Annotated in this window: 19 protein-coding genes; 9 read left to right on the top strand and 10 right to left on the bottom strand. The window is 66.4% G+C overall.

All coding sequences use genetic code 11. The features are described 5' to 3' along the window. The first annotated feature begins 114 nt into the window (after positions 1–114). The 3 genes from M5E06_RS05230 to M5E06_RS05220 all read left to right on the top strand — a co-directional run bounded on the left by M5E06_RS05230 (position 115) and on the right by M5E06_RS05220 (position 5,946). A complete protein-coding gene (locus tag M5E06_RS05230) occupies positions 115–2,151 on the top strand; it encodes a di-heme-cytochrome C peroxidase (protein WP_252137399.1) in 2,037 nt (678 codons plus the stop codon). Positions 2,152–2,429: 278 nt separating this feature from the next. Next, on the top strand, positions 2,430–5,003 hold the full coding sequence (locus M5E06_RS05225; protein WP_252137398.1) for a circularly permuted type 2 ATP-grasp protein: 2,574 nt from the start codon (positions 2,430–2,432) through the stop codon (positions 5,001–5,003). Between the two features lie 4 nt (positions 5,004–5,007). Continuing rightward, on the top strand, positions 5,008–5,946 hold the full coding sequence (locus tag M5E06_RS05220; RefSeq protein ID WP_252137397.1) for a transglutaminase family protein: 939 nt from the start codon (positions 5,008–5,010) through the stop codon (positions 5,944–5,946). A 10-nt stretch (positions 5,947–5,956) separates the two neighbouring features. Here the strand turns inward: M5E06_RS05220 and M5E06_RS05215 are convergent, their stop codons facing one another. The 5 genes from M5E06_RS05215 to M5E06_RS05195 form a co-directional block, all read right to left on the bottom strand. After that, positions 5,957–6,337 carry a response regulator gene (locus M5E06_RS05215; protein WP_252137396.1) on the bottom strand — a complete coding sequence of 127 codons (381 nt, stop codon included), beginning with the start codon at positions 6,335–6,337 and terminating at the stop codon, positions 5,957–5,959. Further along, positions 6,330–7,901 carry an ATP-binding protein gene (locus tag M5E06_RS05210; RefSeq protein WP_252137395.1) on the bottom strand — a complete coding sequence of 524 codons (1,572 nt, stop codon included), beginning with the start codon at positions 7,899–7,901 and terminating at the stop codon, positions 6,330–6,332. Before M5E06_RS05210 ends, M5E06_RS05215 begins: the two co-directional genes overlap by 8 nt. A 193-nt stretch (positions 7,902–8,094) precedes the next feature. Continuing rightward, complete coding sequence (locus M5E06_RS05205; RefSeq protein ID WP_085089362.1) at positions 8,095–9,702, bottom strand: peptide chain release factor 3; 1,608 nt, start codon at positions 9,700–9,702, stop codon at positions 8,095–8,097. A 145-nt stretch (positions 9,703–9,847) separates the two neighbouring features. Beyond that, entirely contained in the window at positions 9,848–10,888 is a 1,041-nt protein-coding gene (locus tag M5E06_RS05200) for an aspartate-semialdehyde dehydrogenase (RefSeq protein ID WP_109075713.1), read from the bottom strand. Positions 10,889–11,166: 278 nt separating this feature from the next. Continuing rightward, positions 11,167–13,665, bottom strand: a complete 2,499-nt coding sequence (locus M5E06_RS05195; RefSeq protein ID WP_252137394.1) for a glycogen/starch/alpha-glucan phosphorylase — start codon at positions 13,663–13,665, stop codon at positions 11,167–11,169. A gap of 179 nt (positions 13,666–13,844) precedes the next feature. Here M5E06_RS05195 and M5E06_RS05190 point away from each other — a divergent pair, with 179 nt between their 5' ends. After that, positions 13,845–14,354 carry a GNAT family N-acetyltransferase gene (locus tag M5E06_RS05190; protein ID WP_109154578.1) on the top strand — a complete coding sequence of 170 codons (510 nt, stop codon included), beginning with the start codon at positions 13,845–13,847 and terminating at the stop codon, positions 14,352–14,354. Between the two features lie 467 nt (positions 14,355–14,821). Continuing rightward, entirely contained in the window at positions 14,822–15,295 is a 474-nt protein-coding gene (locus M5E06_RS05185) for a sigma-70 family RNA polymerase sigma factor (RefSeq protein ID WP_085089358.1), read from the top strand. A 134-nt stretch (positions 15,296–15,429) separates the two neighbouring features. Here the strand turns inward: M5E06_RS05185 and M5E06_RS05180 are convergent, their stop codons facing one another. After that, positions 15,430–16,290, bottom strand: a complete 861-nt coding sequence (locus M5E06_RS05180; protein ID WP_136705582.1) for an SDR family oxidoreductase — start codon at positions 16,288–16,290, stop codon at positions 15,430–15,432. A gap of 350 nt (positions 16,291–16,640) precedes the next feature. Here M5E06_RS05180 and M5E06_RS05175 point away from each other — a divergent pair, with 350 nt between their 5' ends. After that, entirely contained in the window at positions 16,641–16,865 is a 225-nt protein-coding gene (locus tag M5E06_RS05175) for an anti-sigma factor family protein (RefSeq protein WP_085089356.1), read from the top strand. Positions 16,866–16,971: 106 nt separating this feature from the next. Then, positions 16,972–18,462 carry a hypothetical protein gene (locus M5E06_RS05170; RefSeq protein ID WP_252137393.1) on the top strand — a complete coding sequence of 497 codons (1,491 nt, stop codon included), beginning with the start codon at positions 16,972–16,974 and terminating at the stop codon, positions 18,460–18,462. A gap of 15 nt (positions 18,463–18,477) precedes the next feature. Here M5E06_RS05170 and M5E06_RS05165 read toward each other — a convergent pair whose 3' ends face one another. Further along, positions 18,478–19,833 (bottom strand): tetratricopeptide repeat protein, encoded by a 1,356-nt coding sequence (locus tag M5E06_RS05165; RefSeq protein ID WP_252137392.1) that lies wholly within the window; start codon positions 19,831–19,833, stop codon positions 18,478–18,480. 588 nt (positions 19,834–20,421) lie between these two features. Between M5E06_RS05165 and M5E06_RS05160 the strand changes: the two genes are divergently transcribed. Both M5E06_RS05160 and M5E06_RS05155 read left to right on the top strand, forming a co-directional pair. Next, positions 20,422–21,105 carry a transglycosylase SLT domain-containing protein gene (locus M5E06_RS05160; RefSeq protein ID WP_252137391.1) on the top strand — a complete coding sequence of 228 codons (684 nt, stop codon included), beginning with the start codon at positions 20,422–20,424 and terminating at the stop codon, positions 21,103–21,105. A gap of 71 nt (positions 21,106–21,176) precedes the next feature. After that, on the top strand, positions 21,177–22,019 hold the full coding sequence (locus M5E06_RS05155; protein WP_252137390.1) for a 23S rRNA (adenine(2030)-N(6))-methyltransferase RlmJ: 843 nt from the start codon (positions 21,177–21,179) through the stop codon (positions 22,017–22,019). A 118-nt stretch (positions 22,020–22,137) separates the two neighbouring features. On the opposite strand, the gene M5E06_RS05150 is transcribed toward M5E06_RS05155, so the two are convergent. The 3 genes from M5E06_RS05150 to M5E06_RS05140 form a co-directional block, all read right to left on the bottom strand. Next, entirely contained in the window at positions 22,138–22,800 is a 663-nt protein-coding gene (locus M5E06_RS05150) for a phasin family protein (protein WP_252137389.1), read from the bottom strand. Positions 22,801–23,036: 236 nt separating this feature from the next. Next, entirely contained in the window at positions 23,037–24,035 is a 999-nt protein-coding gene (locus M5E06_RS05145) for a branched-chain amino acid ABC transporter permease (RefSeq protein WP_252137388.1), read from the bottom strand. Positions 24,036–24,039: 4 nt separating this feature from the next. Further along, positions 24,040–24,927, bottom strand: coding sequence for a branched-chain amino acid ABC transporter permease (locus M5E06_RS05140; RefSeq protein WP_109074807.1), 888 nt, complete (start codon positions 24,925–24,927; stop codon positions 24,040–24,042). Positions 24,928–24,954: the final 27 nt, after the last annotated feature.

The raw sequence follows: 24,954 nt of genomic DNA, 5'->3' as shown, positions 1-24,954 counted from the left end.
GTCATCCATTTTTCAGCGTCATAACGCGATAGTACTACCCGTATAACGGTTATCGAATTTACCCTCATCGGTCGAAGGCCAAAGCGCTACACACCAGATGAGGGAATAACAGGGATGAAGCTGCCCTTCTACGCGACGCTGGCGGCCGCCGCGCTGCTGCTCAGCTCCTGCGCCGAGCCGCCGCAGCCGCCCCGCCCGGTGCCGGTCAAGCCGCCGGTCGAGGTCAACGGCCTGTGGTACCTGGACCAGGGTTGGTCGGACGAGGCCCGCCAGTGGTACTACAACACCACGCAGGGCTCGCAGATCATGCGCTATGACTGGTTCATGGCGTTGGAGGATCCGCAGACCAAGCAGCCCTTCGTCAAGAGCATCACCCGCTACGGCTATGCCGCCGGCACCGCCAGCAGCTGGAACCCCGATCTGCTGCCGGTCGGCTTCGTCAAGGACACCGATCCCGACAAGACCACCTGGTTCGGGATGACCTGTGCCGCCTGCCACACCGGCGACGTGACGGTGAACGGCAAGACCATGCGCATCGACGGCGCGGTCACCACCGGCGACCTCTACGGCTTCATCAGCGGGCTGAGCGGCGCGGTCCACACCATCGTGACCAGCGATGCGGCCTTCCAGCCCTTCGCCACCCGCGTGCTGGGCACCGGTGCCACCGATCAGCAGAAGCTGGCGCTGTACAACGACCTGAAGGCCTTCGACCAGTCCTTCGCCGCCTTCGTCGCCGCCAGCACCCCGGACACGCCCTGGGGGTCGATGCGCACCGACGCCTTCGGCATGATCTTCAACCGGGTTTCGGCGATCGACCTGAACCTGCCGAAGAACAATCGCGCGCCGAACGCCCCTGTCAGCTATCCCTTCCTGTGGGATGCGCCGCACCAGCCGCGGGTGCAGTGGAACGGCCTGCTGCCGAACGCCACCGCCTTCGATGCGCTGGGCCGCAATGCCGGCGAGGTGCTGGGCGTGTTCGGCAAGGTGGCGCTGAAGCCGCCGGCCGACGCCGCGCACTACTATTACAAGTCGACGGTCCGCGGCCGGAATCTGGTCGACATGGAAAACCAGCTGCGCAAGCTGCGCTCGCCGGTGTGGCCGGACAGCCTTGCCGGCAATGTCGACATCGTCAAGGCGGCGGCCGGCGAGACGATCTACAAGGAAAGCTGCCAGAGCTGCCACGCCGTCCTGCCGCGCGGCGAGACTTACACCACCGCGCCGATCGAGATGGTGCCGCTGTTCAACTGGGTGAAGCCTGACGATGCCAAGGCGGTGATCGCAGCCTTCGGCACGATCTGCACCAAGGGCGTCGATGCCGCCGTCTCCGCCGGAATGGTGACGGTCAACTATGCCGCCGACCCGAAGATGGCGGTCGATGCGCTGTGCCGTCAGGTCGATACCGGCGTCCTCGCCAACGTCGCCATGCCGCCGCAGCTGCTGGGCGGCAAGCCGCTGAAGAACCCGGATCTGGCGGCCAACCTGCTGTCCAACGCGGTGATCGGCGCGATCTTCGGCGATCTGGTGCGTGAACAGGGCCTGCTGGCCGACCTGCTGAAGGGCGACAACGCCCCGGCGCCGTGGCTGACCGCCAGCGCGCCGGCCGGCTGGTCGCCCGAATCGCAGACGAAGGGCGGCACGCTCGACACCACGCCCTTCGTGAAGCCGGGCGCCAAGATGACCGCCGACCACCAGAAGGTGATCGCCGCCCTGACCGGCCGCGGCGAGAGCAAGCCGACCGTCGGCGCGGTTCCCGCCGGTGGCCGTGCGGCGAAGGCGGCTGCCGCTCCGGCGAAGTCCACCTCCGGCGGGGCGACCGCCGACGAGGAGGCGCTGGCCGGCACCATCAAGCAGCTGCTGGCCTACAAGGCGCGTCCGCTGGACGGCGTGTGGGCTACGGCGCCCTTCATGCACAACGGGTCGGTGCCCAACCTGTATGAGATGCTGCTGCCGGCGTCCCAGCGGTCGGTGACCTTCCGCATGGGCAGCACCTCCATCGACCCGGTCAAGGTCGGCGTGGATTCCTCCGCCAAGGATGCCACCTTCGTCTATGACACGACCAAGCCCGGCAACCACAACAGCGGCCACGAATTCGGCGTCGGCCTGACCGACGACCAGCGTTGGCAGCTGGTGGAATACCTGAAGACGCTCTGACCGTTTCCGGGATCTCCGCTGCATCCGGCAAGCCGGAGCGTCGCCATCCGCGGCGCTCCGGCTTTTTTCATTCATAAGGGTCGCCCATGGCCCAGGCGGCTGCGAACGGATATGGGCGGAATCTTTCCTCTTTCGGATGGATCGGCCGGCCGCCAGCCTTGCATCGCCGGGCGGGGACGTTCAGACTGTTGCTTCCTTCATAGGCAATACGCACCAGTCCGACCTTGTCCCAATCCGACCAGCCATTCCGCGCGCCGGCATCCGTGATCCCGTCCGGGATGCCGCCGGTTCCCTTCACTCAGGGATCGCTGTTCGGCGAGGCCGACGCCATCGGCTATGGCTCGGGCCAGGTCTATGACGAGATGGTGAACGGCCAGGGCCGGCTTCGGCCGCACTGGCAGACCTTCATGAGCACGCTTGGCCCCCTCGACGCCGAACAGATGGCGCAGCGCTGGGAGGAGGCGCGGCGGCTGCTGCACCAGAACGGCGTCACCTACAACATCTACGGCGATCCCAATGGGATGGAGCGGCCCTGGCCGCTCGACATGATGCCGCTTCTGCTGCCGGCCCATGAATGGAAGGCCATCGAATCGGGGCTGATCCAGCGGGCGTCGCTGCTGAACGCCATTCTGACCGACCTGTACGGGCCGCAGACGCTGACCCGTTACGGCCGGCTGCCGCCGTCGGTGATCCATGCCGACCCCGGCTTCCGCCGCGCGGTCCACGGCATCCGGGTGCCGAACGACGTGCATCTGCACTTCTACGCCGTCGACCTCGCCCGCGCGCCGGACGGGCGCTGGTGGGTGCTGTCCGACCGCACCCAGGCGCCGAGCGGAAGCGGCTATGCGCTGGAAAACCGCGCGGTGATCGCCAAGGTGCTGCCCGACAGCTTCCGCCATTGCCAGGTGGAGCGGCTGACCGGCTTCTTCGACACCTTCAAGGAGACGTTGCTGTCCATCGCGTCCCGGAATGGCGGCACCAACGGCGGCGCCGGCAGCGGACGGGCTCCGCGCGTGGTCCTGCTGACCCCGGGTCCCTACAACGAAACCTATTTCGAGCACGTCTATCTCGCCCGCTACCTCGGCCTGACGCTGGTGGAGGGGGCGGACCTGACGGTGCGCGACCGGACGGTCTATCTGAAGACCCTGTCGGGGCTGGAGCAGGTGGATGTGATCCTACGCCGGCTCGACGCCGATTTCGCCGATCCGCTGGAGATGCGCGCCGACAGCTCGCTCGGCGTCGCCGGGCTGATCGAGGCGGTGCGGGCCGGCAATGTGGTGATGGCCAACGCGCTGGGTTCCGGCCTGATGGAATCGATGGCGATGAAGTCGTCGCTGCCGACGCTCTGCCGCCATCTGCTGGGGGAGGAACTGCGGTTGCCCGGCGTCGCCAGTTGGTGGTGCGGCAACGACGCGGAACGCGCCTACGTCATCGACCATCTCGACGGGCTGGTGGTCAAGCCGGCCTTCCCGTCGCTGTCCTTCGAGCCGATCTTCGGCGCCCAGCTGTCGGCCGCTGAGCGCTCCGTCCTCGTCGAGCGGATCAAGCGCCGTCCCTGGTATTTCGTGGCGCAGGAGCAGATGGCGCTCTCCACCGCGCCGGTCTGGCAGGATGGCCGGCTGCAGCCGCGCCCGCTGGTGCTGCGCGTCTTCCTCTGCGCCACCCCCAGCGGCGGCTATGCGGTGATGCCCGGCGGCCTGACCCGCGTTTCGAGCGAATCCGGCCGGCTTGTGGTGTCGATGCAGAGCGGCGGCGGCAGCAAGGACACCTGGATCCTGGCACCGCGCCGGGCCGACGTCTCCTCCACCCAGCCGCGCCCGGCACTGGCGACGGAGCCGACGGCCAGTGGCGCCCGCCCGTCCGCCAACGACCTGCCCAGCCGCGTCGCCGACGGCCTCTATTGGCTCGGCCGCTATGCCGAGCGGGCGGAGGGTGCTTTGCGCCTGCTGCGCGCCACCCAAAGCCGGCTGATCGACAGCAACATGCCGGGCGCCACCCTGCAGCTTCGCCCGTTGCTCGACCTGCTCAGTTCGCAGAGCATGATTCCGGCGGAGATGGCGCGGGTGACGGAGAGCGGCGCCAACCGCGGGCTGCGCGAGGCGCTGCACGCGGCGGTGACCGACCCCGACCATCCCAACAGCCTGCGCTCCCAGGTGCTGCGCCTGCACCGCACCGCATATTCAGTGCGCGACCGCCTGTCGATGGACATGTGGCGGGTGGTGTCGGCGATCGACCGCCAGACCCAGCCGCCGAAGGGCCGGATGGACGCGGCCTCGCTGCTGCTGCGGCTGGACGACGTGATGATCACGCTGGCCGCCTTTTCCGGCCTCGAGCAGGAAAGCATGACGCGGGGCGCCGGCTGGCGCTTCCTCGACATCGGACGGCGGATCGAACGCTCGTTGCACATGATCGCGCTGATGCGCGGGGTCCATGTCGCCGACCTGGACCGAGAGGACGAGCCGGTGCAGGCCGCCACCCTGTCGGTGCTGCTGGAACTGGGCGAGAGCGTGATGACCTACCGCGCACGCCACCTGACCAGCGTGCTGCGCACCCCCGTGCTCGACCTGCTGCTGGGGGAGGAGGCCAATCCGCGCGCGCTGGCTTTCCAGCTTGCGGCGCTGGACCGCCACATGCGGGCGCTGCCCAGCCAGGGCGTCGGTACCGGGACGGACCCGACCGGCGGCGCGCTGGCCATCGTCGCCGCCGCGCGCAACAGCCTGGAACGGACCGACGCGATGGCGTCCGGCGAGGGGTTGCGCACGCTGCTCGACACGCTGGCGATGTCGTTGCCCGATGTGTCCAACTTCCTGGCGCACGCCTATTTCAGCCATGCCTTCGCACGATCGGCCTGACGCGATGACGCCCCCTTCCCCCGCTCCCGGCCCCTCCGCCAGCAGTGGCGGCCTTTCCACGCGCTATCGCGTGCGCCACGCCACCGCCTACGATTATGGCGAGGATGTGCCGATCTCCCACCATCTGCTGCATCTCAGCGCCCGGCCGCACCCGCGCCAGCGCATCCGGCGCAGCCTGCTGACCATCGATCCGGTACCGGCGGTGCGGGCGGAGCGGGTGGATTATTTCGGCAACACCGTCACCTATGTCGCGGTTCAGGAACCGCACCGGACCTTCTCCGTAATCGCCGAAAGCGAGGTGGAGGTGTTCGAGCCGCCGGCGCTGGTTCCGAACGACTCGCAGCCGTGGGAACAGGTGCGCGACAGCCTGCGCGGTCTGACCGGGCCGGACGACGGGGCGGAGATCACGCAATATTGCTTCGACAGCGCGCTCGTCGCGTCCAGCCCGGAGTTGCTGGAGTATGCCCGGGGAAGCTACACCCCCGGCCGCCCGGCGGTGGCGGCGGCCATCGACCTGATGAACCGCATCAACCGCGAATTCGCCTTCGACCCCACCGCGACGACAGTGGCGACGCCGCTGGCGGCGGTGATGCGCAACCGTCGCGGCGTCTGCCAGGACTTCGCCCATATCGCCGTCGGCTGCGCCCGCGCCGTCGGCCTGCCGGCGCGCTATGTCTCCGGCTATCTGCGCACGCTGCCCCCGCCGGGACAGCCGCGGCTGGTCGGCGCCGACGTCAGCCATGCCTGGGCATCGGTCTGGTGCGGGATCGCCGCCGGCTGGCTCGACATCTGCCCGACAAACGCCTGCGTCGCCAATCGGGATTTCATCACCGTAGCCTGGGGGCGCGATTACGACGATGTCAGCCCGGCTCGTGGCGTGCTGGTCGGCGGGGCCGGCCATGGCCTGACCGTCAGCGTGGACGTCGAACCGCTGGAGGACTGAGCGAACCCGCTCAGGCTTCCTGCGGCAAGCCCAGCATGCGGTGCAGCGTCTCGCAAATGGTGCGCGGATTCACGGGCTTGCTAAAGATCTCCAGCGGCTTCCAGCGCTCGTGTTTCAGGTCGCTGTCCTGGGTCAGGTAACCGGTCATCACCACCACCGGCAGGGTGGCATCCCGTTCGCGGATTTCCCGGATCAGCGTCTGGCCGTCCATACGCGGCATGCGAAGGTCGGTGACCAATGCGTGCACCCGCTCATTGGCATAGCGCTCCAGCGCCTCCACGCCATTGGCGGCGACAGTCACGCGGAAGCCCTTGAAGGTCAGGAAATCCTCCAGCGCCATCGCCGCCAGCACCTCGTCCTCCGCGATCAGGATGTGCAACGGATCAGGCATGCGAGAACTCCCTGTCGGATGAGGAGACCGGCTGGCTCGGCAGGGTGATGCTGAAGCGGACGCCGCGGCTTCCTTCCTCCAGCTCGACGTTGCGGGCCTCGATCCGTCCGCCCATGCCGTCGATGATGCCGTAGCCGATCGACAGGCCAAGGCCGGATCCCTTCCCGACTTCCTTGGTGGTGAAGAAGTGATCGAAGATCTGCGGCAACACCGTGGGGTCGATGCCGCCGCCGTCGTCGGTCACCTGGATGACCACGCTCTGTCTGTCCGGGTCGTCGCCGACTGCCACCATGATGCGTCCCGCTTTCCCACCATTTGCACGAAGCGCGACGATAGCATCGCGCGCGTTCGAAAAAAGGTTGAGTATCACCTGCTCCAATTCAAGGGGGCGTCCGGTTACCGGCAGTTGCGCCGAGCCTGCGCTCTCGACGATCTCGATGTCTTCCAGCGCATATTGATGGCGCACAAGCTCGACAGCACTCTGCACGCAATTGGCGGGTTGGAAGGCCCGCATGCCGCCGCCATCCCGCCGGCCGAAGGTGCGGACGTGATCGATCAGCTTGCCCATGCGTTCGGTCTGCTCGATCACCAGTTTCAAGGCCTTTTCGGCACGGGCCGGTTCGAGCAGATTTTCCTGCAGGCGGTTCAGGGTGTTTTCGGTCCAAAGCCTGATGACGTTCAGCGGCTGGCTCATCTCGTGCGCCATGCCGGCGGCCAGCGTGCCCAGCGTCGCCAGCTTGGAGGTCTGGACCACCTCCTCCTGCAGGCGTTTGCGCTCGGTCACATCACGGCCACTGCCCAGAATTTGGATTACCCGTCCGGCGGCGTCCTTCACCGGCACCAGCATGGTGTGGAAGACGCGCTGACCGGCCGGCATGTCCAGCGTTTCTTCGTAATCAATGGTCTTACCGCTATCGCGGCAGGCGGTGTACCGGGGAATCACCAGATTGGCCAACTCCGGCGCCACAGCATCCCGGACACGGCGGTCACGCAATTGTTCAGGGTCCAGGCCGCCGATCCGCGCCAGCGCCGGGTTGATCGCCTCATAGGCGAAATCACCGTCCGGAAGGACCTGGACGATGAACAGCGCCTCGGCCAGATTGTTGAAGAAGCCGGAATAGCGGGTTTCCATCTCCCGCCGTGTCGCCACCTCCAGCGCCAACGCCCGGTTGCTGGCCTCCAGTTCACGTGGGCTGGGCAGGGCCAGCAGGCGCGGCATCAGCCACCAGAGTGCCCCCGCCGTCGCCAGAGAGGCCAAGGCGGTGATGAACTTCACCAGCCCTTCCAGCACATAGTCGGGAGTCCACAGCGTCCAGACCGACAGGAAATGGGTGGTGCCGCAGGCTATGATGAACAGCGCGAACAGCAGCGCCACCCAACCGAAGGCCACGTCACGGCGCCGCATGACGAAATAGGTCAGCGCCACAGGGATGGAGAAATAGGACAGGCCGATCAGTATATCGGACCCGACATGCAGCATCAGGATATCGGGGCGCCAGAGCAGGCAGACCCCATGGGGTATGAACCCGCCGCTATCCAGAAGCTCGTCCAATCCCGTTGCCATGTCCGCCTCTTTTCCGACCATACCCGTCCGACGGAGGCCATCGCTTAAGTGTCGAAACCATCACACGCACCCGCACAAGGTCCGCCACCGGACCGACGCCGTCAAGCCGTCAGTCCGTTCAGGTTGAGCTGTACAGATTTGTCTCATGGAGAGACGCCCGCCCACGGCCTATGCCGGGTGACGGGCGTCGATTTCATGCGGCCGTGTGGACCTTGCGGTTCTGCTCGCGGGTCTTCAGGAAGCGCAGCGCCGGGAAATCCTCCTGCGCGCGGTTCAGATGCCAGGCATTGCGGGCCAGGAACACCAGGGCGCCGTCATGGTCCTCCGCCAGTGCCGAGCGGTTCAGCTCGATGAACTTCTCCAACTGGACCTTGTCGTCGGTCTCGACCCAGCGGGCGGCGTCCAGTCCGGCTCCTTCGAAGCGGGCGGCGATGCCATATTCCGCCTCGATCCGCGAGGCCAGCACTTCGAACTGCAGTTGTCCGACGACACCGACGACCCAGTCGGCACCGGTCAGCGGCTTGAACACCTGGGAGGCGCCCTCTTCGGCGAAATGCTCCAGCGCCTTGCGCAGATGCTTCACCCGCATCGGATCGTCCGGTCGGACGCGCTGCAGCAGTTCCGGCGCGAAGCTGGGCACGCCGGTGAAGCGCAGATCCTCGCCCTCCGTCAGCGTGTCGCCGATGCGCAAGGACCCGTGGTTGGGGATGCCCATGATGTCGCCCGGCCAAGCCTCTTCCGCCACCTCGCGGTCGCGGGCCAGGAACAGCACGGCGTTGTTCACCGCCATCAGCTTGCCCGAGCGGATGTGCTTCAGCTTGGCACCCCGCTTGTAGCGGCCGGAGCAGAGACGGACGAAGGCGATGCGGTCGCGGTGGTTCGGGTCCATGTTGGCCTGGACCTTGAACACAAAGCCGGTGACCTTCTCCTCATCCGGCTGGACGGTGCGCGGATCGGCCGGTTGCGGACGCGGCGGCGGGGCGTTCTCCGCCAGACCGGACAGCAGTTCGCGCACGCCGAAATTGTTGATGGCGGAGCCGAAATAGATCGGCGTCAGATGACCGGCGCGATAGGCCTCCAGATCGAAGGCCGGCATCAGGCCGCGCGCCATCTCGACCTCTTCGCGCAGCTTGGCGACGGCGTGGGCGGGCAGCAGCTCGTCCAGACGGGGATCGTCCAGGCCGTTGCACTCGATACCTTCGTCGATCTCGTCGCCCTTGCTGCGGTCCATCAGGATCAGCCGGTCGCGGATCAGGTCGTAGCAGCCGAGGAAGTCGCGGCCCATGCCGATCGGCCAGCTGGCCGGCGTGACCTCCAGCGCCAGCGCGCTCTCGATCTCCGAGATCAGGTCGAAGGGATCGCGCGCCTCGCGGTCCATCTTGTTGCAGAAGGTCATGATCGGCACGTCGCGCAGACGGCAGACCTCGAACAGCTTCAGCGTCTGCGCCTCGATGCCCTTCGCGCCGTCGATCACCATCACCGCACTGTCGACCGCGGTCAGCGTGCGGTAGGTGTCCTCCGAGAAATCCTCGTGGCCCGGCGTGTCGAGCAGGTTGAAGGTGCGCCCGTCGAAATCGAAGGTCATGACGGAGGCGGTCACCGAGATGCCGCGCTCGCGCTCCACCTTCATCCAGTCCGACTTGGCGCGCCGCTGCTCGCCGCGCGCCTTGACGGCACCGGCCATCTGGATGGCGCCGCCGAACAGCAGCAGCTTTTCCGTGAGCGTGGTCTTACCGGCGTCGGGGTGCGCGATGATGGCGAAGGTCCGACGGCGGGAGACGGCGTCCTGAAGTTCGGACATGCGCTAAGTCCCGTGACAAGAGAAGGTGATCGTGAGAACGGCGAAAGGGCCGACAGGCGAAACACGCCCATCGGCCCCCGTCGCATTACATAGCAGTGCCAGCCCTGGGATTCCAGAGCCTTGGGATCGGGCTCGGCCGCCTGTCTTACAGTGCCAGCTCGGCGATCTGCACCGCGTTCAGAGCGGCGCCCTTCAGCAGCTGGTCGCCGCAGACGAACAGGTCGAGGCCATGATCACCGAACACCAGGTTGGTGCGGATGCGGCCGACTTCGACGTCATACTGGCCGGTGGCGTTCAGCGGCATCGGGTAGGCGCCGTTGGCCGGATCGTCCACCACCTTCACGCCGGCGGCATCGGCCAGGACGGCGCGGGCGGCGTCGGGCGTGACCGGCTGGATCGTCTCCAGCGTGATGGCTTCGGAGTGCGCGCGGTAGGTCGGGATGCGGACGGCGGTGCAGCTGACCAGCAGGTCCGGGACCTCCATGATCTTCCGCGTCTCCCAGGTCACCTTCATCTCCTCCTTCGTGTAGCCGTTCTCCTGGAAGGCATCGATCTGGGGGATCAGGTTGAAGGGGATCGGGTGGCGGAACACGCTGTTGGTGACCGGCTTGCCGTCCAGCTGGTTGCGCGTCTGCTCCTCCAGCTCGGCCATGCCCTCGGCACCGGCGCCGCTGGTGGCCTGATAGGTGGAGACGATGGCGCGCTTGATGCCGAAGGCCTTGTGCAGCGGCCCGAGGGCCACGACGGCGATGGCCGTGGTGCAGTTCGGGTTGGCGATCAGGCGCGAACCTGCAGCGTACGCCTCGCGGAAGACGTGGGCGTTGATTTCCGGAACGATCAGCGGGATGTCGGCGTCGTAGCGGAAGGCCGAGCTGTTGTCGATCACCAGCGCGCCGGCCGAGGCCAGATCCTTGGCATGCGCCTTGGCGAAGTCGCCCGAGACCGCCAGCAGGACAACGTCATAGCCCTTCACCACCGCGGCGTCGAAGGCCTGCAGGGTCAGGGCGCCGTAGGGGGTCTCCTGCACCTTGCCGGCCGAGCGCTCTGAGGCGAACAGGCCGAGTTCGGCGACCGGGAAATTGCGGTCGTGCAGGACCTTGACCATCTCGCGGCCGACGGCGCCGGTGGCGCCGACCACGGCGACGCGGAGGGACTTGGAAGAAGCGGAGGCGTTGTTGCTGCTCATGGCGGGGTTCCGTCCTGTCTATCGCACTGTTGATCGGACCGGCCTATCGGTCGTTCGGACAGCGGACCCCGGATACGACGAGGCCCCGTCCGTTTTCCGGCGGGGCCTGCCTCGTGGAAGAAACGCTGGTCGATCCGATCAGCACGCACCACGCCGCTGCCCGCCGAAGCGAGTCGCTTTTTTGGTCGTAGTGGTGGTGATGGCCGTGCGGTTCATGGGGCCTTCTTATCCGAATGCGCAGGCATTGTAAAGCGCCTGCGCATTCGCCCTTTCTGAAATTACCGGAACCCCTCGCCGTCATGGCTCGGATGTACCGGGTGTACGTCCCAGATCTCCTCGGCGTACTCGTTGACCGTACGGTCGGACGAGAACCAGCCCATGTTGGCGGTGTTCAGGATCGCCTTGCGGGTCCATTCCTCCGGATCGCGGTACAGCTCCATCGCGGCGTCCTGCGCCCGGCAATAGTCGGCAAAGTCCGCCGTCACCAGGAAATGGTCGCCGCCGTCGGTCAGCGCCTGGACGATCGGGTGGTAGCGGTTGCGGTCGTCCGGCGAGAAGGCGCCGGTGGAGATCATGTCCAGCGCCCGCTTCAGGCTGGGGTTCGACGCGATCACATCGCGCGGGTTGAAGCCGCCGCTGGCGCGCAGGTCGTTCACCTCCTCCGCGGTCATGCCGAAGATGAAGATGTTGTCCGGCCCGACATGCTCGCGGATCTCGACGTTGGCGCCGTCCAGCGTGCCGATGGTCAGGGCGCCGTTCAGCGCCAGCTTCATATTGCCGGTGCCCGACGCCTCCATGCCGGCGGTGGAGATCTGCTCCGACAGGTCGGCGGCCGGGATGATGATCTCCGCCGCGGTGACGTTGTAGTTCGGCAGCAGCACGATCTTCAGGTTGTCGTGCACCGACGGGTCGTGATTCACCACCTTGGCGACGTCGTTGATCAGTTTGATGATCAGCTTGGCCATGTGGTAGGACGGCGCCGCCTTGCCGGCGAACACCTTGGTCACCGGGACCCAGCTGACCGTCGGGTTGTCGCGCATCTCGTTGTAGAGCGCGATGGTGTGCAGAACGTTCAGCAGCTGGCGCTTGTACTCGTGCATGCGCTTGACCTGCACGTCGAAGATGCTGTCGACCAGCACCTCCTCGCCGGTCTGGCGGGCGATGTAGGCGGCCAGACGCTTCTTGTTCTTGCGCTTGGCCCGGCGGAACTCCTCGCGGAACACCACGTCGTCGGCCTTCTCGCGCAATGCCGCGATCTGCGACAGGTCGGAGATCCAGCCTTCGCCGATGCGGGTGGTGATGAGTTCCGACAGGGCCGGGTTGGCCTGCTTCAACCAGCGGCGCGGGGTGATGCCGTTGGTCTTGTTGTTGATGCGGTCCGGGAATTCCTCGTGGAAGTCGGCGAACACCGTCTGCTTCATCAGCTCGGTGTGCAGGGCCGACACGCCGTTGACCTTGCGCGAGCCGAGGAAGGCGAGATTGCCCATGCGGACCCGGCGTTCGCCGCGCTCGTCGATCAGCGACAGGCGCGACAGCTTCGCGTTGTCGCCGTCTGCCTTGGCCTTGGTCCGGTTCAGGAACTTGGCGTTGATCTCGTAGATGATCTGCATGTGGCGCGGCAGCACCCGCTCGATCATCCGCACCGGCCAAGCTTCCAGTGCCTCGGGCAGCAGGGTGTGGTTGGTGTAGGCGAAGGTCGCGCGGGTGATTTCCCACGCATCGTCCCAGCGCAGGGCGTGCTGATCGACCAGCAGGCGCATCAGTTCGGCGATGCCGATGGCCGGGTGGGTGTCGTTCAGCTGGATCGCCGCCTTGTTGGGCAGATTGTCGAAGGTGGAGTGATGCTGCAGATAGCGGCGCAGGATGTCCTGCAGCGAGGCCGACGTGAAGAAATACTCCTGCTTCAGCCGCAGTTCCTTGCCGGTTTCCGTCGCGTCGTTGGGATAGAGGACGCGGCTGAGATTCTCCGACAGGATCTTCTGCTCGACCGCCTTCATATAGGCGCCGTCGTTGAAATGGCCGAAGTTGAAGTCGCGGGTGGCACGGGCCGACCACAGGCGCAGCGTGTTGATCGTCTCGCCGCCGAAGCCGACGACCGGCGTGTCATAGGCCATCGCCAGCACGCGGTCGGCATCGACCCAGCGATAGGCGCGCTCGCCGACGCTGTCGCGGAACTCCTCGACGCGGCCATAGAACTGGACCGGGTACAGCACCTCCGGACGGGCGAATTCCCACGGGTTGCCGAACTGCAGCCACTGCTCGGGATATTCGACCTGCCAGCCATTCTCGAAACGCTGCTCGAACAGGCCGAACTCGTAGCGGATGCCATAGCCGTAGCCGGGCAGCCCCTGCGAGGCCATGCTGTCGAGGAAGCAGGCGGCGAGACGGCCGAGGCCGCCGTTGCCCAGCGCCGCGTCCGGCTCGGCATCGACCACGTCGTCAATCGACAGGCCCAGGCGGTCGAGCGCCTGACGGCACTCGTCCATGATTCCCAGGTTCGACAGGCTGTTGGTCAGAAGCCGCCCGATCAGGAATTCCAGGGACAGGTAGTAAACGCGCTTGGCGTCTTCCTGGTAATAGCTGCGGGTCGTGTCCATCCAGCGGTCGACGACGCGGTCGCGAACGGCCAGCGCCACGGTGTGGAACCAGTCGCGGCGCGTGGCGGCGCGTGCATCCTTGCCGACCGAATAGACCAGCCATTCCAGGAACGACCGTTTGAGGCCATCGACATCAAGGCTGCGGCGTTCGATGTCGCGAGATTTAAACCGAGCGTCCATGTCCTGACTTTCTGCGTGAAAGGCCTATAGGAGCGGGCGGCTGGAAATACGGCGCTCCAATCATGGCGGAAGTGTCTGCCCTGTTGGTTAAGCAAAGCTTTCCCCAGATGGAACGCACCGTCGTTTCGCTGTGGTAAAAGGGAGTAGGCTGTCGTCCCCTCCCCTTTTTCCCGTCAACGATGCTTCACGAATCCGATCCTGTCCACTGCGATGCAGCATGCATCCGCATCCGCCACGCCGAATTGGCCGACATCGCCGCGCTGCTGGCGATCGAGGAGCGAAGCTTCCCGACCGACCGGATGACGCAGCGCAACTTCCGTTATGCGATCCGGAAGGCAAAAGGTGTGGTGCTGGTGGCATACCGCCAAGTGCCGAATATGGAGGGGCCGCCACTTGCCTATGGGGTGGTCGGCTTCCATGCCGGCACGCGCTTCGCCCGCCTGACATCCTTCGCGGTGGCGCCGGGCAACCGCGGCCAGGGGATCGGCCGCCGCCTGCTGGCGGCGCTGGAGGAAGCCGCGGCCGCCCATGGCTGCGTCGGCATCAGGCTGGAGGTGCGGGCGGACAATGCCGCCGCCATCGCGCTCTATATCGCGGCCGGCTATCGCCGCTTCGCGGAATATCCCGATTACTACGAGGATGGAATGGCGGCGCTTCGCCTGGAAAAGCCTCTGTTTTCCAACGACTGAGTGTTGCAGCGGCGCACCGGCGGGCGCGTTCGATGGTGGTAAGCCCGGCAAGCGGAGACGGGACCGGAATCTCCGCGATCTGCCACCGATGTCACTCTTTCCGGATCCTGCGGTGGAACATCCGCGGCGGACAGCGCGTTTAGCTCCCGACACGATCAACGACGGGCAACAACGGGACCTCCTCAATGACGCCACCGCCGACCGGATCGTTCCGCAACACCCCCCAGGGACCGCCGACCCGCACCGGATGACGGGCCGGGCCGGAAGCGCCCTGGAGACGACCGCCAGGGCACACTGAGCGCTCAAGACCGCAAAGACACTGTCAGCCCTTCGAACCGGTAGCGCCGCCATTGCGCGCCGGAAAGCCCAATGCCGTCCCTGCCCTGCGCCCCGCCCGTACCGCGAAGGGCGCTGCCGTTCACCCGGCCGGCAGGAGACGTACACAGACCGTGGAGGAAGGAAAGACCATGGCGTACTCGTTCGAAAACGAACTGATCCGCTGCATGCCGAACCTGCAGCGCTATGCCTGCAAGCTGACCCGTGACGCCAACGCCGCAGAGGACCTGCTGCAGGACTGCCTGGCCCGCGCCCTATCGCGCCAGCATCGTTTCGAACCCGGCACGAATATGCAGGCGTGGCTGACCACCATGCTGAAGAACCTGCATTTCAACAACCTGCAGCGTGACCGCCATGTGACGAAGGTGGAGCTGTGGGACGGCGCCATGTCGGTCGACGCGGCGCAGATGTCGCGTCTGGTCTTCCGCGATGTCGACCGCGCCTTTTCCTCCCTCACCCCCAGCCAGCGCAAGGTCGTGAAGCTGGTCGCCATCGAGGGGCGTCCCTATCAGGAAGCGGCCGAGACGCTGAACGTGTCGATCGGCACCATCCGTTCCCGCCTGTGCCGTGCGCGGGAGCGGCTGAACAACCTGATGACCGCCTGATCCGACACCTTTCCTGATGGCCCGCCGGCCAGCTTCGAACACTCCACGAATGAAAAGCCCCCGTGCACCCTGCACGGGGGCTTTTCGCATGGGTCCGACCTTGTGAGGGCTGCCCTTCCGGTCAGCCAGTCCGCTCAGCCGTTCACCACCGTGCCGCCGTTCGGGTGCAGCACCTGCCCCGACATATAAGAAGAGTCATCGGATGCCAGGAACACATAGGACGGCGCCACCTCGTCCGGCTGGCCGGCCCGCTTCATCGGCACATTGCCGCCGAAGTTCTCGACCTTCTTCTCGTCGAAAGTGGAGGGAATCAGGGGGGTCCAGATCGGACCGGGAGCCACCGCGTTGACGCGGATGCCGCGGTCGCTCAGGGCCATCGACAGCGACCGGGTGAAGGCGACGATGGCGCCCTTGGTCGCCGAATAGTCCAGCAGTTCCGGACTGCCCTTGTATGCGGTGACGGAGGTGGTGTTGATGATGCTGGCACCCTCGTGCATGTGCGGCAGGGCGGCCTTCACCATATAGAATTGTCCGAAGATGTTGGTGCGGAAGGTCCGCTCCAGCTGCTCGGCGGTGATGTCCTCGATCGATTTCTGCGGATGCTGTTCGGCCGCATTGTTGATCAGGATGTCGAGGCGGCCATGCTCGCCGACGATGCGCTCCACCGCCTTGCGGCAGGTTTCCTCACTGCCGACGTCGCCGCTCAGGATGGTGCAGGGCTGGCCCTCGGCTTCGACCAGCCGGCGGGTCTCGCGGGCATCGTCGTCCTCGTTCAGGTACAGGATGCCGACCTTCGCGCCTTCGCGCGCGTACAGCACGGCGATGGCCCGGCCGATGCCGCTGTCGCCGCCGGTGATCAATGCCACCTTGTCGCGCAGCTTGCCGCTGCCGCGGTAGGCGGGGCGCGTTTCCGACGGCTGCGGAGTCATGGGCGCCTGATGGCCCGGCTGCGTGTTCTGGTGCTGGGGCGGTTGTCTGCCCTCCTGTTGCGCCATGGCATTCTCCTTCTTCGGCAACCCTGTCGGGGCGCGCATGGGGTGAGTTGCACAATCACAACAGTCCCCATTGCGCGGCGTTCCGCACCAACGGAAACCGGAACAATCGGCTGCACCGCCCTGTTACTTGGCCGGGCGACGCGAAAGAGGATGGCAGTGCCGGTTTGCTCGCCTCGAAAGTGAGCAGTGATCGCGCCGTTTGTCGGACTGGTATGGCTGAGGATCATGCCCATAAGATGGGGTAGGCGTCCTTTAGGCCAAGCTTTCCGGGAACGGCGGGGCCACCGGACGTGTCACGGTTGATCGTGTCCCAGGGGAGAACCCCGGCGACCCATCCGGGAACGACAGAGATGAAGCGTGTGACGATGACCGATATCAACGCCTATCTGGACGGCGCCCTGGACGAGCGGGAGCGCGCAGAATTCGAAAGCGTGGTCGAGAGCGATCCCGACGCAAAGGCGCTGCTCGCCCAGCATCGCCAGCATGTGGAGGAGCTTCATCGCCTGTACGACCCGGTCCTGAACGAAGAGGTGCCGCCCCGAATGCTGGAGCTGTTGCGCAAGCGGAACGGCTGACCGTACGTCTCGGAGCGCGATATTTTTTCGCCGTCCGGCGGCGCCTTGCGCTATTGCATGCGGCAGGCCCATCTTTGGGGGAAGGGTCGGTTCGGACGGATGAAGCATGGCGCCGAGACGAGCGGAACCGAGCATCCTGCTCGGTCCCATCCTGTATTTCCGTGGTGAGCAGCGTGACCGTTGGTGGCTGTCGGCGCTGTTCGTTCTGGATGGGGAGGTCGAGCCCGACGATCTGCGGGTGGACGGCGTCACCCTGCCCGTCCCGCCGCGCCACCTGACGCACTGGCGCCACCGCCAGCTCTGGCGATTCGACTTCGCCGTCCCCCGCGGCATGCGCGACACCGACGTTACATACGGCTTTCCCGACGGTCCCCGCTGGACCGTGGTCGTTCCGGGTCGTCATTCACTCCCACGTATAGCCATTCTTTACGGAAGCGGAATGACCGGCGGTGGCGATCCGGAGGCCGAAGGCCCGACCGGCGCGTCACCGGCCCTCTGGTCCGATCTGCTGTCCCGGCAGTCCGCCGATCGCTATCACCTGATGGTCCAGGCCGGCGGGCAGATCGACGGCGATGCCGTGACGGCCGCCGCTCCCCAGACGAATGGCCTGCTGTCCGATGTCTCCCGCCGGCTTGGCCCCCCACTGCCCGGCGTGGCGGAAGAGCTGATGGCCGCCGGCTTCGACCGCATGCTGCGGACCTGGAGCGGTGCCGCCGCGGCCTCGGCGTTGGCGTCGATCCCCTCGGTGATGGTGTGGGACGGCAGCGATCTCGGCCGGCTGCTGGCCGGCGCCTGGGGCGGCCGGGAGGAGGGCGACGCCGCCTCGCGCAGCCTGCGCCCGCTGTTCGCGGCGACCCGCCGTCAGGTCCAGCTTTTCCAGACCGGATCCGTCGCCGACAGCCCGCCCGATTGCCTATGGGGATCGGCGTGCGGAACGCTGGCCCAAGGCTTCACCATGGGCGAAGTCGGATTGCTGACGCTCGACAGCTGGAGCGACCGCAACGGCCGGCGCATGCTGTCGGAACGGGGCTGGAGCATGCTGCCGGACTGGCTCGACCGCTTCGCCGCCTGTCGTCACCTGATCCTGGTCAGCGGCGGGCCGCTGCTGACCCCGGCCGCCGCCTTGCTCGACCGGCTGGGCGGCGTGCTCCCTTCCCGGCTGCGCGGCCGGTTCGGCGATCACTGGGCGGCACCGGGCCGTCATGCCGAATGGGAGCGGATGGTCCGGACGTTGGCCGATTTCTCCCGGCGCAGCGGCTGCCGCATCACGGTCGCCTCGCGAGGCATTGCTGGTGGAGCGGCGGCGCGGGGCGTGCTGCGCGGCGGCGGACTGGAGATGTGGCAGCTTTACGCGCCGCGCTTCACCAAGTCCACCTCCCCGGCGGCGGGATGGAAGTCGCGGCTGGCGGAGCCGCTGGCGACCCGCCCTGACCATCCCCTGCCCGCCCACCGGTTCGAGATGCCGCCCTTCGCAGAGGGCGGGCGACGCCTGCTGTATGGTTCCGGCTGGATCGCCTGCAGCTTTGACACCAAGGGGCAACTGCATACACGCTGGTGCCTGCCCGGCGATACCGGCCGCTATACGCAGGCGATCTGACCCGCAACCGGATCGCTACCGCGCCGCCCGTTCCACCACGAACAGGAGGCCGGGGACCGGTATGCCCTTTTCCCGTCGCGGGCTGCAGGGTTCCATCAGGCAGATGAGGAAGCCGGCCGCTTCCGCCGTCATGCGCACATAATGTTCGGCATGGGCATAACGGCGGGTCGCGCCGAGCACGAAAGACTCACCCGTAAGCGAGGCCGGTTCGTCCGGCAGGCGTTCCACGGTGGCGGCGAAACGGCCTCCCGTCGGAAGGGCGCGGGCTGCCGCCGCGAAGACGGGGACGAGGTCGCCGATATAGACCAGCACGTCGGCGGCGACCAGCAGGTCCCAGCCGCCGGGCGCCCGCTCCATCGCCTCAACGACGTCGCCGACGGTCAGTTCGTCATAGAGCCGGCGTTGCCGCGCCTTCTCGACCATCCGCGGCGACAGATCGACTCCGGCAAGCCGGGACGCCAGCGGCTTGAAAACGACGCCCGCCAACCCGGTGCCGCAACCGAGATCGAGGATGCGCAACCCCGCAGCGGCGGGGATAACGCGATCGACCGCCGACCGCAGCAGATCCGGTGCCGTGTAGCCGAGCTTGCCCACCAGATCCTGGTCGAAGCGATCGGCATAGCGGTCGAACAGGGCGCGGACATAGGAGGCGGACAGGTCGGCACCCTCCCCGGCCTCCAGCGCCGCAATCAGGCGTTCGATCGCCGCCGCCTCGTCCCCTTCGGCGATTCCTGCGGCGTGGCGCAGCGCGGTCAGCGCCTTGGCCGGTTCGCGCAGGGCAAGCCAGCTGCGGCCCAGCGCGTGATGGACGGACGCATCATCCTCAAGCCGCCGGGCCAGCGGCTGAAGCAGTTCAACCGCCGCCAGCGCATCCCCTGACAAAGCCAGCGCATCCGCCAGCGCGAGAACGGCGTCGCGGTCGTTGGGGCGCAGCGCCACCGCCTCCCGGTACTCCTCCAGCGCCTCCTCTTGGCGGCCGGCCGCACCGAGGCAGCGGGCGAGTCCGAGTCGTGCCTGTGCCGAATCGCTCCGCTCCGCCGCAAGAGACTGGAACAACGCGTGTGCAGCATCGGTTTCACCGCACTGCCGCAGGGCATCGGCCAGCATCAGCCGCCAGCCCCAATTGCCCGGTTCCAGAGTGACGGCGCGCCGGAAACAGGCCGCCGCCTGCCCTGCCGCATCGGTCCCGCCGCCGGCTTCCGCCAGTGCCGACCATGCCTCCGCATGGGACGGATCGACTGCGACGCCGGCGCGAAATGCGCGGGCGGCTCCGACATTATCCCCTGCGTAGAGCCGGTCGTATCCGAACCGGAACATTTGATCGAGATTGTAGATTTGCGGCTCGTCGCCGATGGAGGGATCCGCGGACACGGATGGAGTTCCTCTGATCGCGGGCTTCGACCAGGGGAATGCCGCCGGCCCGGATAGCCCGCCTCCGCTCGCCATCGGGCCGTCCCGGGCGTCGCTGCGGCACCGACTTGGCCCAGGGAACCGAGTCCAGGGAAACAGGGCGGCGGAGTTTACTGCCCCAACATGCTGCGCCGCGCAAGGGGGTCGTGAAAATCCTTCCGAAGTGTGATTCGGGCGACACGCGGTCGCAGTAGCCCTTTTTTTGTCCCCCATCCGAAAGGTCAAGAGAGGCAGCGGTACCACCCCAATCGATTTTGCCGGCAAATGTGGCGATTCAATGGCTTATGAACCTAACCGAGGCGCCTAAGCCGTCCGTTCGACGGGCCCGAGTGACATCTGACGGACGAAAGCTGTGGTATTACCAGGGCGCAAGCGGGTTGACGATGGATCAAATTTTTGGAAGTGTTGCCGCGGCGCCCAATCGGGAGGCGCTGAACATCTGGGTAGGAGGCGGTCGCCGTAAGCGACTCGGTGACCGGAACAACGGCCCCGCGCGGGGGGTCAAACAGCCGCCGTACAAGACGGGGCGACAGCAGAAGGAGATTTGGGATGCGGAAACGAAATCAGCGCGTAGGCGCCACAACGTGTGGACGCTTCGCACTGGCTGCGGGACTGCTGACGGCTCCCCTGGTGGCGCTCTCCGTTTCCGGAACCGCCCAAGCCCAGACCGTTTCGAAGGAAAGCTGCGTCACCCACGCGGTGGAGGCCGAACAGAAGCTCGGCATTCCCTCCGGCATGCTGGTGGCCATCGCTCTGGTCGAAAGTGGCCAGGACGGCACTCCCCACCCCTTCGCCATGAGCGTGCAGGGCCGTCCCTACTACGCCCGCAACGTCAGTGACGCCGCCCGTCATCTTCGCGATCACCGCGGCCAGCTTCGCTCCAACACCTATGTCGGCTGCATGCAGCTGTCGGTCGCCACCCACCGTGGCGAGTTCCAGCCGCTGGAGAAGATCGTCGAGCCGCGCGACAACGTGTTCTACGCCGGCCAGCTTCTCGTCCGCTTCCATGGCGAGGAAGGCAACTGGAAGACCGCGCTGGCCCGCTACAACGGCAGCTCCGGCCGTCGCGCTCAGGCCTATGTCTGCAAGATCTGGCAGAGCCTGGGCGAACTGGACACGCAGAGCGCCAAGCTGCTTGCCTCTTCCCGCTGCGAGGATTCCGATCCCGTCAGCGTCGCCCCGCGCACCCGCCGCAGCTTCCACAACGCACAGCAGGTCGCGGCGATCAACTGATCCGTCCGCCGACCGGCCGCGCCGGCAAGAGCCGCTGGCGCCGCGTTGCGTGATCGGGTAAACCCCGACGCATGAACTACCGCCACATCTTCCACGCCGGCAACCCGGCCGACGTGATGAAGCACGCCATGCTGGCGCTGATCCTGGATCATCTGCGCGCCAAACCGACGCCTTTCTGCGTGCTGGACACCCATGCCGGCATCGGCCGTTACGACCTGACCTCCGAGGCGGCCCGCAAGACCGGTGAGAGCGACGAGGGCATCGGCCGGCTGTTCGGCCATCCCCTGCCGCATCCGGCGCTGGCGCCCTATCTGGATGCCGTCCAGGCGCTGAACCCCGACGGCGCCCTGCGCTGGTATCCCGGTTCGCCGCGAATCGCCCGCGCCGCGCTGCGCCCGCAGGACCGATTGGTGCTGGTCGAACTGCACCCCGACGACGCCGTCAGCCTGAAGGCGGAGTTCGCCGGCGACCGCTCCGTCGCCGTCCACCAGTCCGACGCCTATACCGCGCTGAAGGCCCATCTGCCGCCCAAGGAGAAGCGTGGGCTGGTCCTGATCGATCCGCCCTTCGAGCAGCCCGACGAGTTCGCCCGCATGGCGGAGGGGCTGGCGCAGGCGCACCGCCGCTGGTCCACCGGCATCTTCGCCCTGTGGTATCCGATCAAGGAGCGCGCGGCGGTCTGGCGGTTCCAGGATGCGGTCGAGAAGACCGGCATCCCGAAGGTGCTGATCGCCGAACTGACCTGGCATCCCGAAGACACCCATCTGCGGCTGAACGGCTCCGGCCTGCTGATCGTCAATCCGCCCTGGAAGCTCGACGAGACGCTGAAGGAGATGCTGCCGGCCCTGCACGACGCCCTGCCCTCCACCGGCGGCGGGGCCGCGGTGAGCTGGCTCACGCCTGAAGCGCCCTAACCGGCGGGCTGGCGGCGTATATCCGGCACAGAAAAAACCCCGGTCCTTGCGGGCCGGGGTTCAGTCAGGATGGAGATCGTTCGTTATCGATGGCGTGCCGGTGCAGTCGGCCAGGTCTTCAGAAGCGGCGCTCCGTCTGCTGCGCCGCACCTTCCAGACGGGCGTTCAGCTTGCCCATCGCCGTGTTGGCGGTGTTCGCCGACATCTCCGAGATCTTGACGCTGCGGCTGAGGACCATCTGCATGTTTTCCTTCAGCATGCGGCTCTGCGTCGCGTAGAAATCGGGGACGGTCCGGCTGCGCATCAGCGCGTTCATTCCCTCGGCATTGCGCGAGGCGACGTCCTGCGCCAGCCCCATCCATTCGCGCCAGGCATTCTGCCAGCCGTCGGCCAGAACGCTGCCGCACTGGACCATGACGTCCATGGTTTCGCGGGTTTGTCTGGCGACCGCGCCCTGCGCTTCCTTCGACAGGCCCAGCGCGCGCTGGAGCTGCTCGGTCGTGCGGCCGGCGACATCGGATGCCTTGTTCATCATGGTGCCGGCGGTCTCAGCGCTGCGGCGGGTCATGTCGGCACCCGCCCCCATTGCCTTCTGACCAGCGTTCAGGCTGGCATCGGCGGCCTCCCGGCCGGTCTCTGCCGCGTTCTCACCCATCGAGCGGGCGGCATCGGCGGCGCGGCGGGTGGTGGCCTCACCGGCGCGCGTCATGTCCTCCACCGTGCCTTTTGCCCGGTCAGCGGTTTCACGCGCGCTGGTCGTGGTATCCTTGTCCATAGCCATGCGGGATGCTCCTCGAATACGTTCGTCCGGGTGGACGCCTCTTCCCAAAGCTCGCGTCGGTCATTTTGCTGCACCGCCGCACGCGTTGAGACCTATAACACCCAGAAAGCAGAACGTTCCAGGACGCAAAATAATAACCGCACACCCGTTCTTTCGGGGTATGCGGTATCTTGCAACCTTAGTGTCTTATGAACGAAACCGTCCTTAATATGCGTGCTGTTTTTCTGTGCAGTGACTTAACTATTCTGGCTGTGCTTTCCAAAACGCGCCGCGATTTCCCCGGCTATTCCCCGACGGAACACCAGCACGCAGGCGACGAAGATGCAGCCGATCACGACCGGCACCGGCAGGCTGGTCGCCGCCAGATAATTCTCCAGCGTCACCACCAGAGCGGCACCGATGACCGGGCCGCTCAGCGTGCCCATACCACCCAGCAGCGTCATCAGCACGACTTCGCCCGACATCTGCCACGTCACGTCCGTCAGCGTCGCCAACTGGAAGACGATGGCCTTGGTGCCGCCCGCCAGCCCGGCCAGCGACGCCGACAGCACGAAGGCCAGCAGCTTGTAACGGTCGGTGCGGTAGCCCAGCGAAATGGCGCGTGCCTCGTTCTCACGGATCGCTTTCAGCACCTGCCCGAACGGCGAATGCACCGTTCGCCAGATGATGGCAAATCCGATCAGGAAAACGCCCAGCACCGTGTAGTACATCGCCAGCGGGTTGTGCAGGTCGAAGACGCCGAACAGGACGCCGCGCGGCACCGCCTGGATGCCGTCCTCGCCATGGGTGAAGGGCAGCTGCAGGGCCAGAAAATAGACCATCTGGCTCAACGCCAGCGTGATCATGGCGAAATAGATGCCCTGCCGGCGGATGGCGATCAGGCCGAAGACCAGCCCCAGGACGACCGCGGCCAGGGTGCCCAGCAGAATCCCCAGTTCAGGCGACCATCCCCACTCCTTCACCGCATGGGCGGTGACATAGGCGGCGCTGCCGAAGAATGCCGCATGACCGAAGCTGAGCAGCCCGCCGAAGCCGATCAACAGATTGAAGGCGCAGGCGAACAGCGCGAAGCACAGCACCTTCATCAAAAAGACCGGATAGAGCACGAACGGCACTGCCAGCAGAGCGGCCAACACCACCAGCGCGCCAACTCTCGCCATGGTCAGGCCCGCCGTCGCCGGTGCGCCGGCAGCCTGTGCGGACGCCCGGCCGCTGCTCTGCGAATGAAGGCTCATGCGCTTACCTCTCCCGTCCGAACAGACCGGCGGGCTTTACCATCAGCACCACCGCCATGATGACGAAGACCACGATGTTCGAGGCCTCCGGGTAGAAGACCTTGGTCAGTCCTTCCAACAGGCCCAGCCCGTAGCCGGTCAGCACGGCGCCGATGATGGACCCCATGCCGCCGATCACCACCACCGCGAACACGACGATGATGAGGTGCGAGCCCATCAGCGGCGATACCTGATAGATAGGTGCCGCCAGCACGCCGGCGAGACCGGCCAAAGCCACGCCGAAGGCGTAGGTCAGCGTGACCATCCGCGGCACATTGATGCCGAAGGCCTGGACCAGCACCGGATTCTCGGTCGCCGCGCGCAGATAGGCGCCCAGCTTCGTCTTCTCGATGGCGATCCAGGTGCTGATGCAGACGATCAGCGACGCCACCACCACCCAGCCGCGGTAATTGGGCAGGAACATGAAGCCCAGGTTCCGGCCGCCGCTGAGTTCGGCGGGAATGGGATAAGGCTGGCCGGACACGCCATACTGGTGCCGGAACGCCCCCTCGACGATCAAAGCCAACCCGAAGGTCAGCAGCAACCCATAGAGATGGTCGAGCTTGTAGAGCCGCGACAGCAGCGTCTTTTCCAGCACGACCCCGAACGCGCCGACGATCAGCGGCGCCAGCAGCAGCGCCCACCAATAGCCGATGCCGAGCTGGTTCAGCAGCAGCCACGCCACGAAGGCGCCCATCATGTAGAGCGCGCCATGGGCGAAGTTGATGACGTTCAACATGCCGAAGATCACCGCCAGCCCAAGGCTGAGCAGCGCGTAAAACGATCCGTTGATCAGCCCCAGCAGAAGCTGGCCGAACAGCGCCTGGGGCGGAATGCCGAAAATCGTTCCCATCATGAGCGTCGCTCTCCTCAGCGGCAT

This window comes from Azospirillum sp. A1-3, from assembly GCF_023806445.1.
Taxonomy (GTDB): Bacteria; Pseudomonadota; Alphaproteobacteria; order Azospirillales; family Azospirillaceae; genus Azospirillum.
This window is presented reverse-complemented; position numbering and strand designations above follow the sequence as displayed.

What these genes read in the sequence shown, in the direction of transcription:
- M5E06_RS05230 (WP_252137399.1), top strand. Translation starts at nt 115, where the DNA reads ATGAAGCTGCCCTTCTACGCGACGCTGGCGGCCGCCGCGCTGCTGCTC.
- M5E06_RS05225 (WP_252137398.1), top strand. Translation starts at nt 2,430, where the DNA reads ATGCCGCCGGTTCCCTTCACTCAGGGATCGCTGTTCGGCGAGGCCGAC.
- M5E06_RS05220 (WP_252137397.1), top strand. Translation starts at nt 5,008, where the DNA reads ATGACGCCCCCTTCCCCCGCTCCCGGCCCCTCCGCCAGCAGTGGCGGC.
- M5E06_RS05215 (WP_252137396.1), bottom strand. Translation starts at nt 6,337, where the DNA reads ATGCCTGATCCGTTGCACATCCTGATCGCGGAGGACGAGGTGCTGGCG.
- M5E06_RS05210 (WP_252137395.1), bottom strand. Translation starts at nt 7,901, where the DNA reads ATGGCAACGGGATTGGACGAGCTTCTGGATAGCGGCGGGTTCATACCC.
- M5E06_RS05205 (WP_085089362.1), bottom strand. Translation starts at nt 9,702, where the DNA reads ATGTCCGAACTTCAGGACGCCGTCTCCCGCCGTCGGACCTTCGCCATC.
- M5E06_RS05200 (WP_109075713.1), bottom strand. Translation starts at nt 10,888, where the DNA reads ATGAGCAGCAACAACGCCTCCGCTTCTTCCAAGTCCCTCCGCGTCGCC.
- M5E06_RS05195 (WP_252137394.1), bottom strand. Translation starts at nt 13,665, where the DNA reads ATGGACGCTCGGTTTAAATCTCGCGACATCGAACGCCGCAGCCTTGAT.
- M5E06_RS05190 (WP_109154578.1), top strand. Translation starts at nt 13,845, where the DNA reads ATGCTTCACGAATCCGATCCTGTCCACTGCGATGCAGCATGCATCCGC.
- M5E06_RS05185 (WP_085089358.1), top strand. Translation starts at nt 14,822, where the DNA reads ATGGCGTACTCGTTCGAAAACGAACTGATCCGCTGCATGCCGAACCTG.
- M5E06_RS05180 (WP_136705582.1), bottom strand. Translation starts at nt 16,290, where the DNA reads ATGGCGCAACAGGAGGGCAGACAACCGCCCCAGCACCAGAACACGCAG.
- M5E06_RS05175 (WP_085089356.1), top strand. Translation starts at nt 16,641, where the DNA reads ATGAAGCGTGTGACGATGACCGATATCAACGCCTATCTGGACGGCGCC.
- M5E06_RS05170 (WP_252137393.1), top strand. Translation starts at nt 16,972, where the DNA reads ATGGCGCCGAGACGAGCGGAACCGAGCATCCTGCTCGGTCCCATCCTG.
- M5E06_RS05160 (WP_252137391.1), top strand. Translation starts at nt 20,422, where the DNA reads ATGCGGAAACGAAATCAGCGCGTAGGCGCCACAACGTGTGGACGCTTC.
- M5E06_RS05155 (WP_252137390.1), top strand. Translation starts at nt 21,177, where the DNA reads ATGAACTACCGCCACATCTTCCACGCCGGCAACCCGGCCGACGTGATG.
- M5E06_RS05150 (WP_252137389.1), bottom strand. Translation starts at nt 22,800, where the DNA reads ATGGCTATGGACAAGGATACCACGACCAGCGCGCGTGAAACCGCTGAC.
- M5E06_RS05145 (WP_252137388.1), bottom strand. Translation starts at nt 24,035, where the DNA reads ATGAGCCTTCATTCGCAGAGCAGCGGCCGGGCGTCCGCACAGGCTGCC.
- M5E06_RS05140 (WP_109074807.1), bottom strand. Translation starts at nt 24,927, where the DNA reads ATGGGAACGATTTTCGGCATTCCGCCCCAGGCGCTGTTCGGCCAGCTT.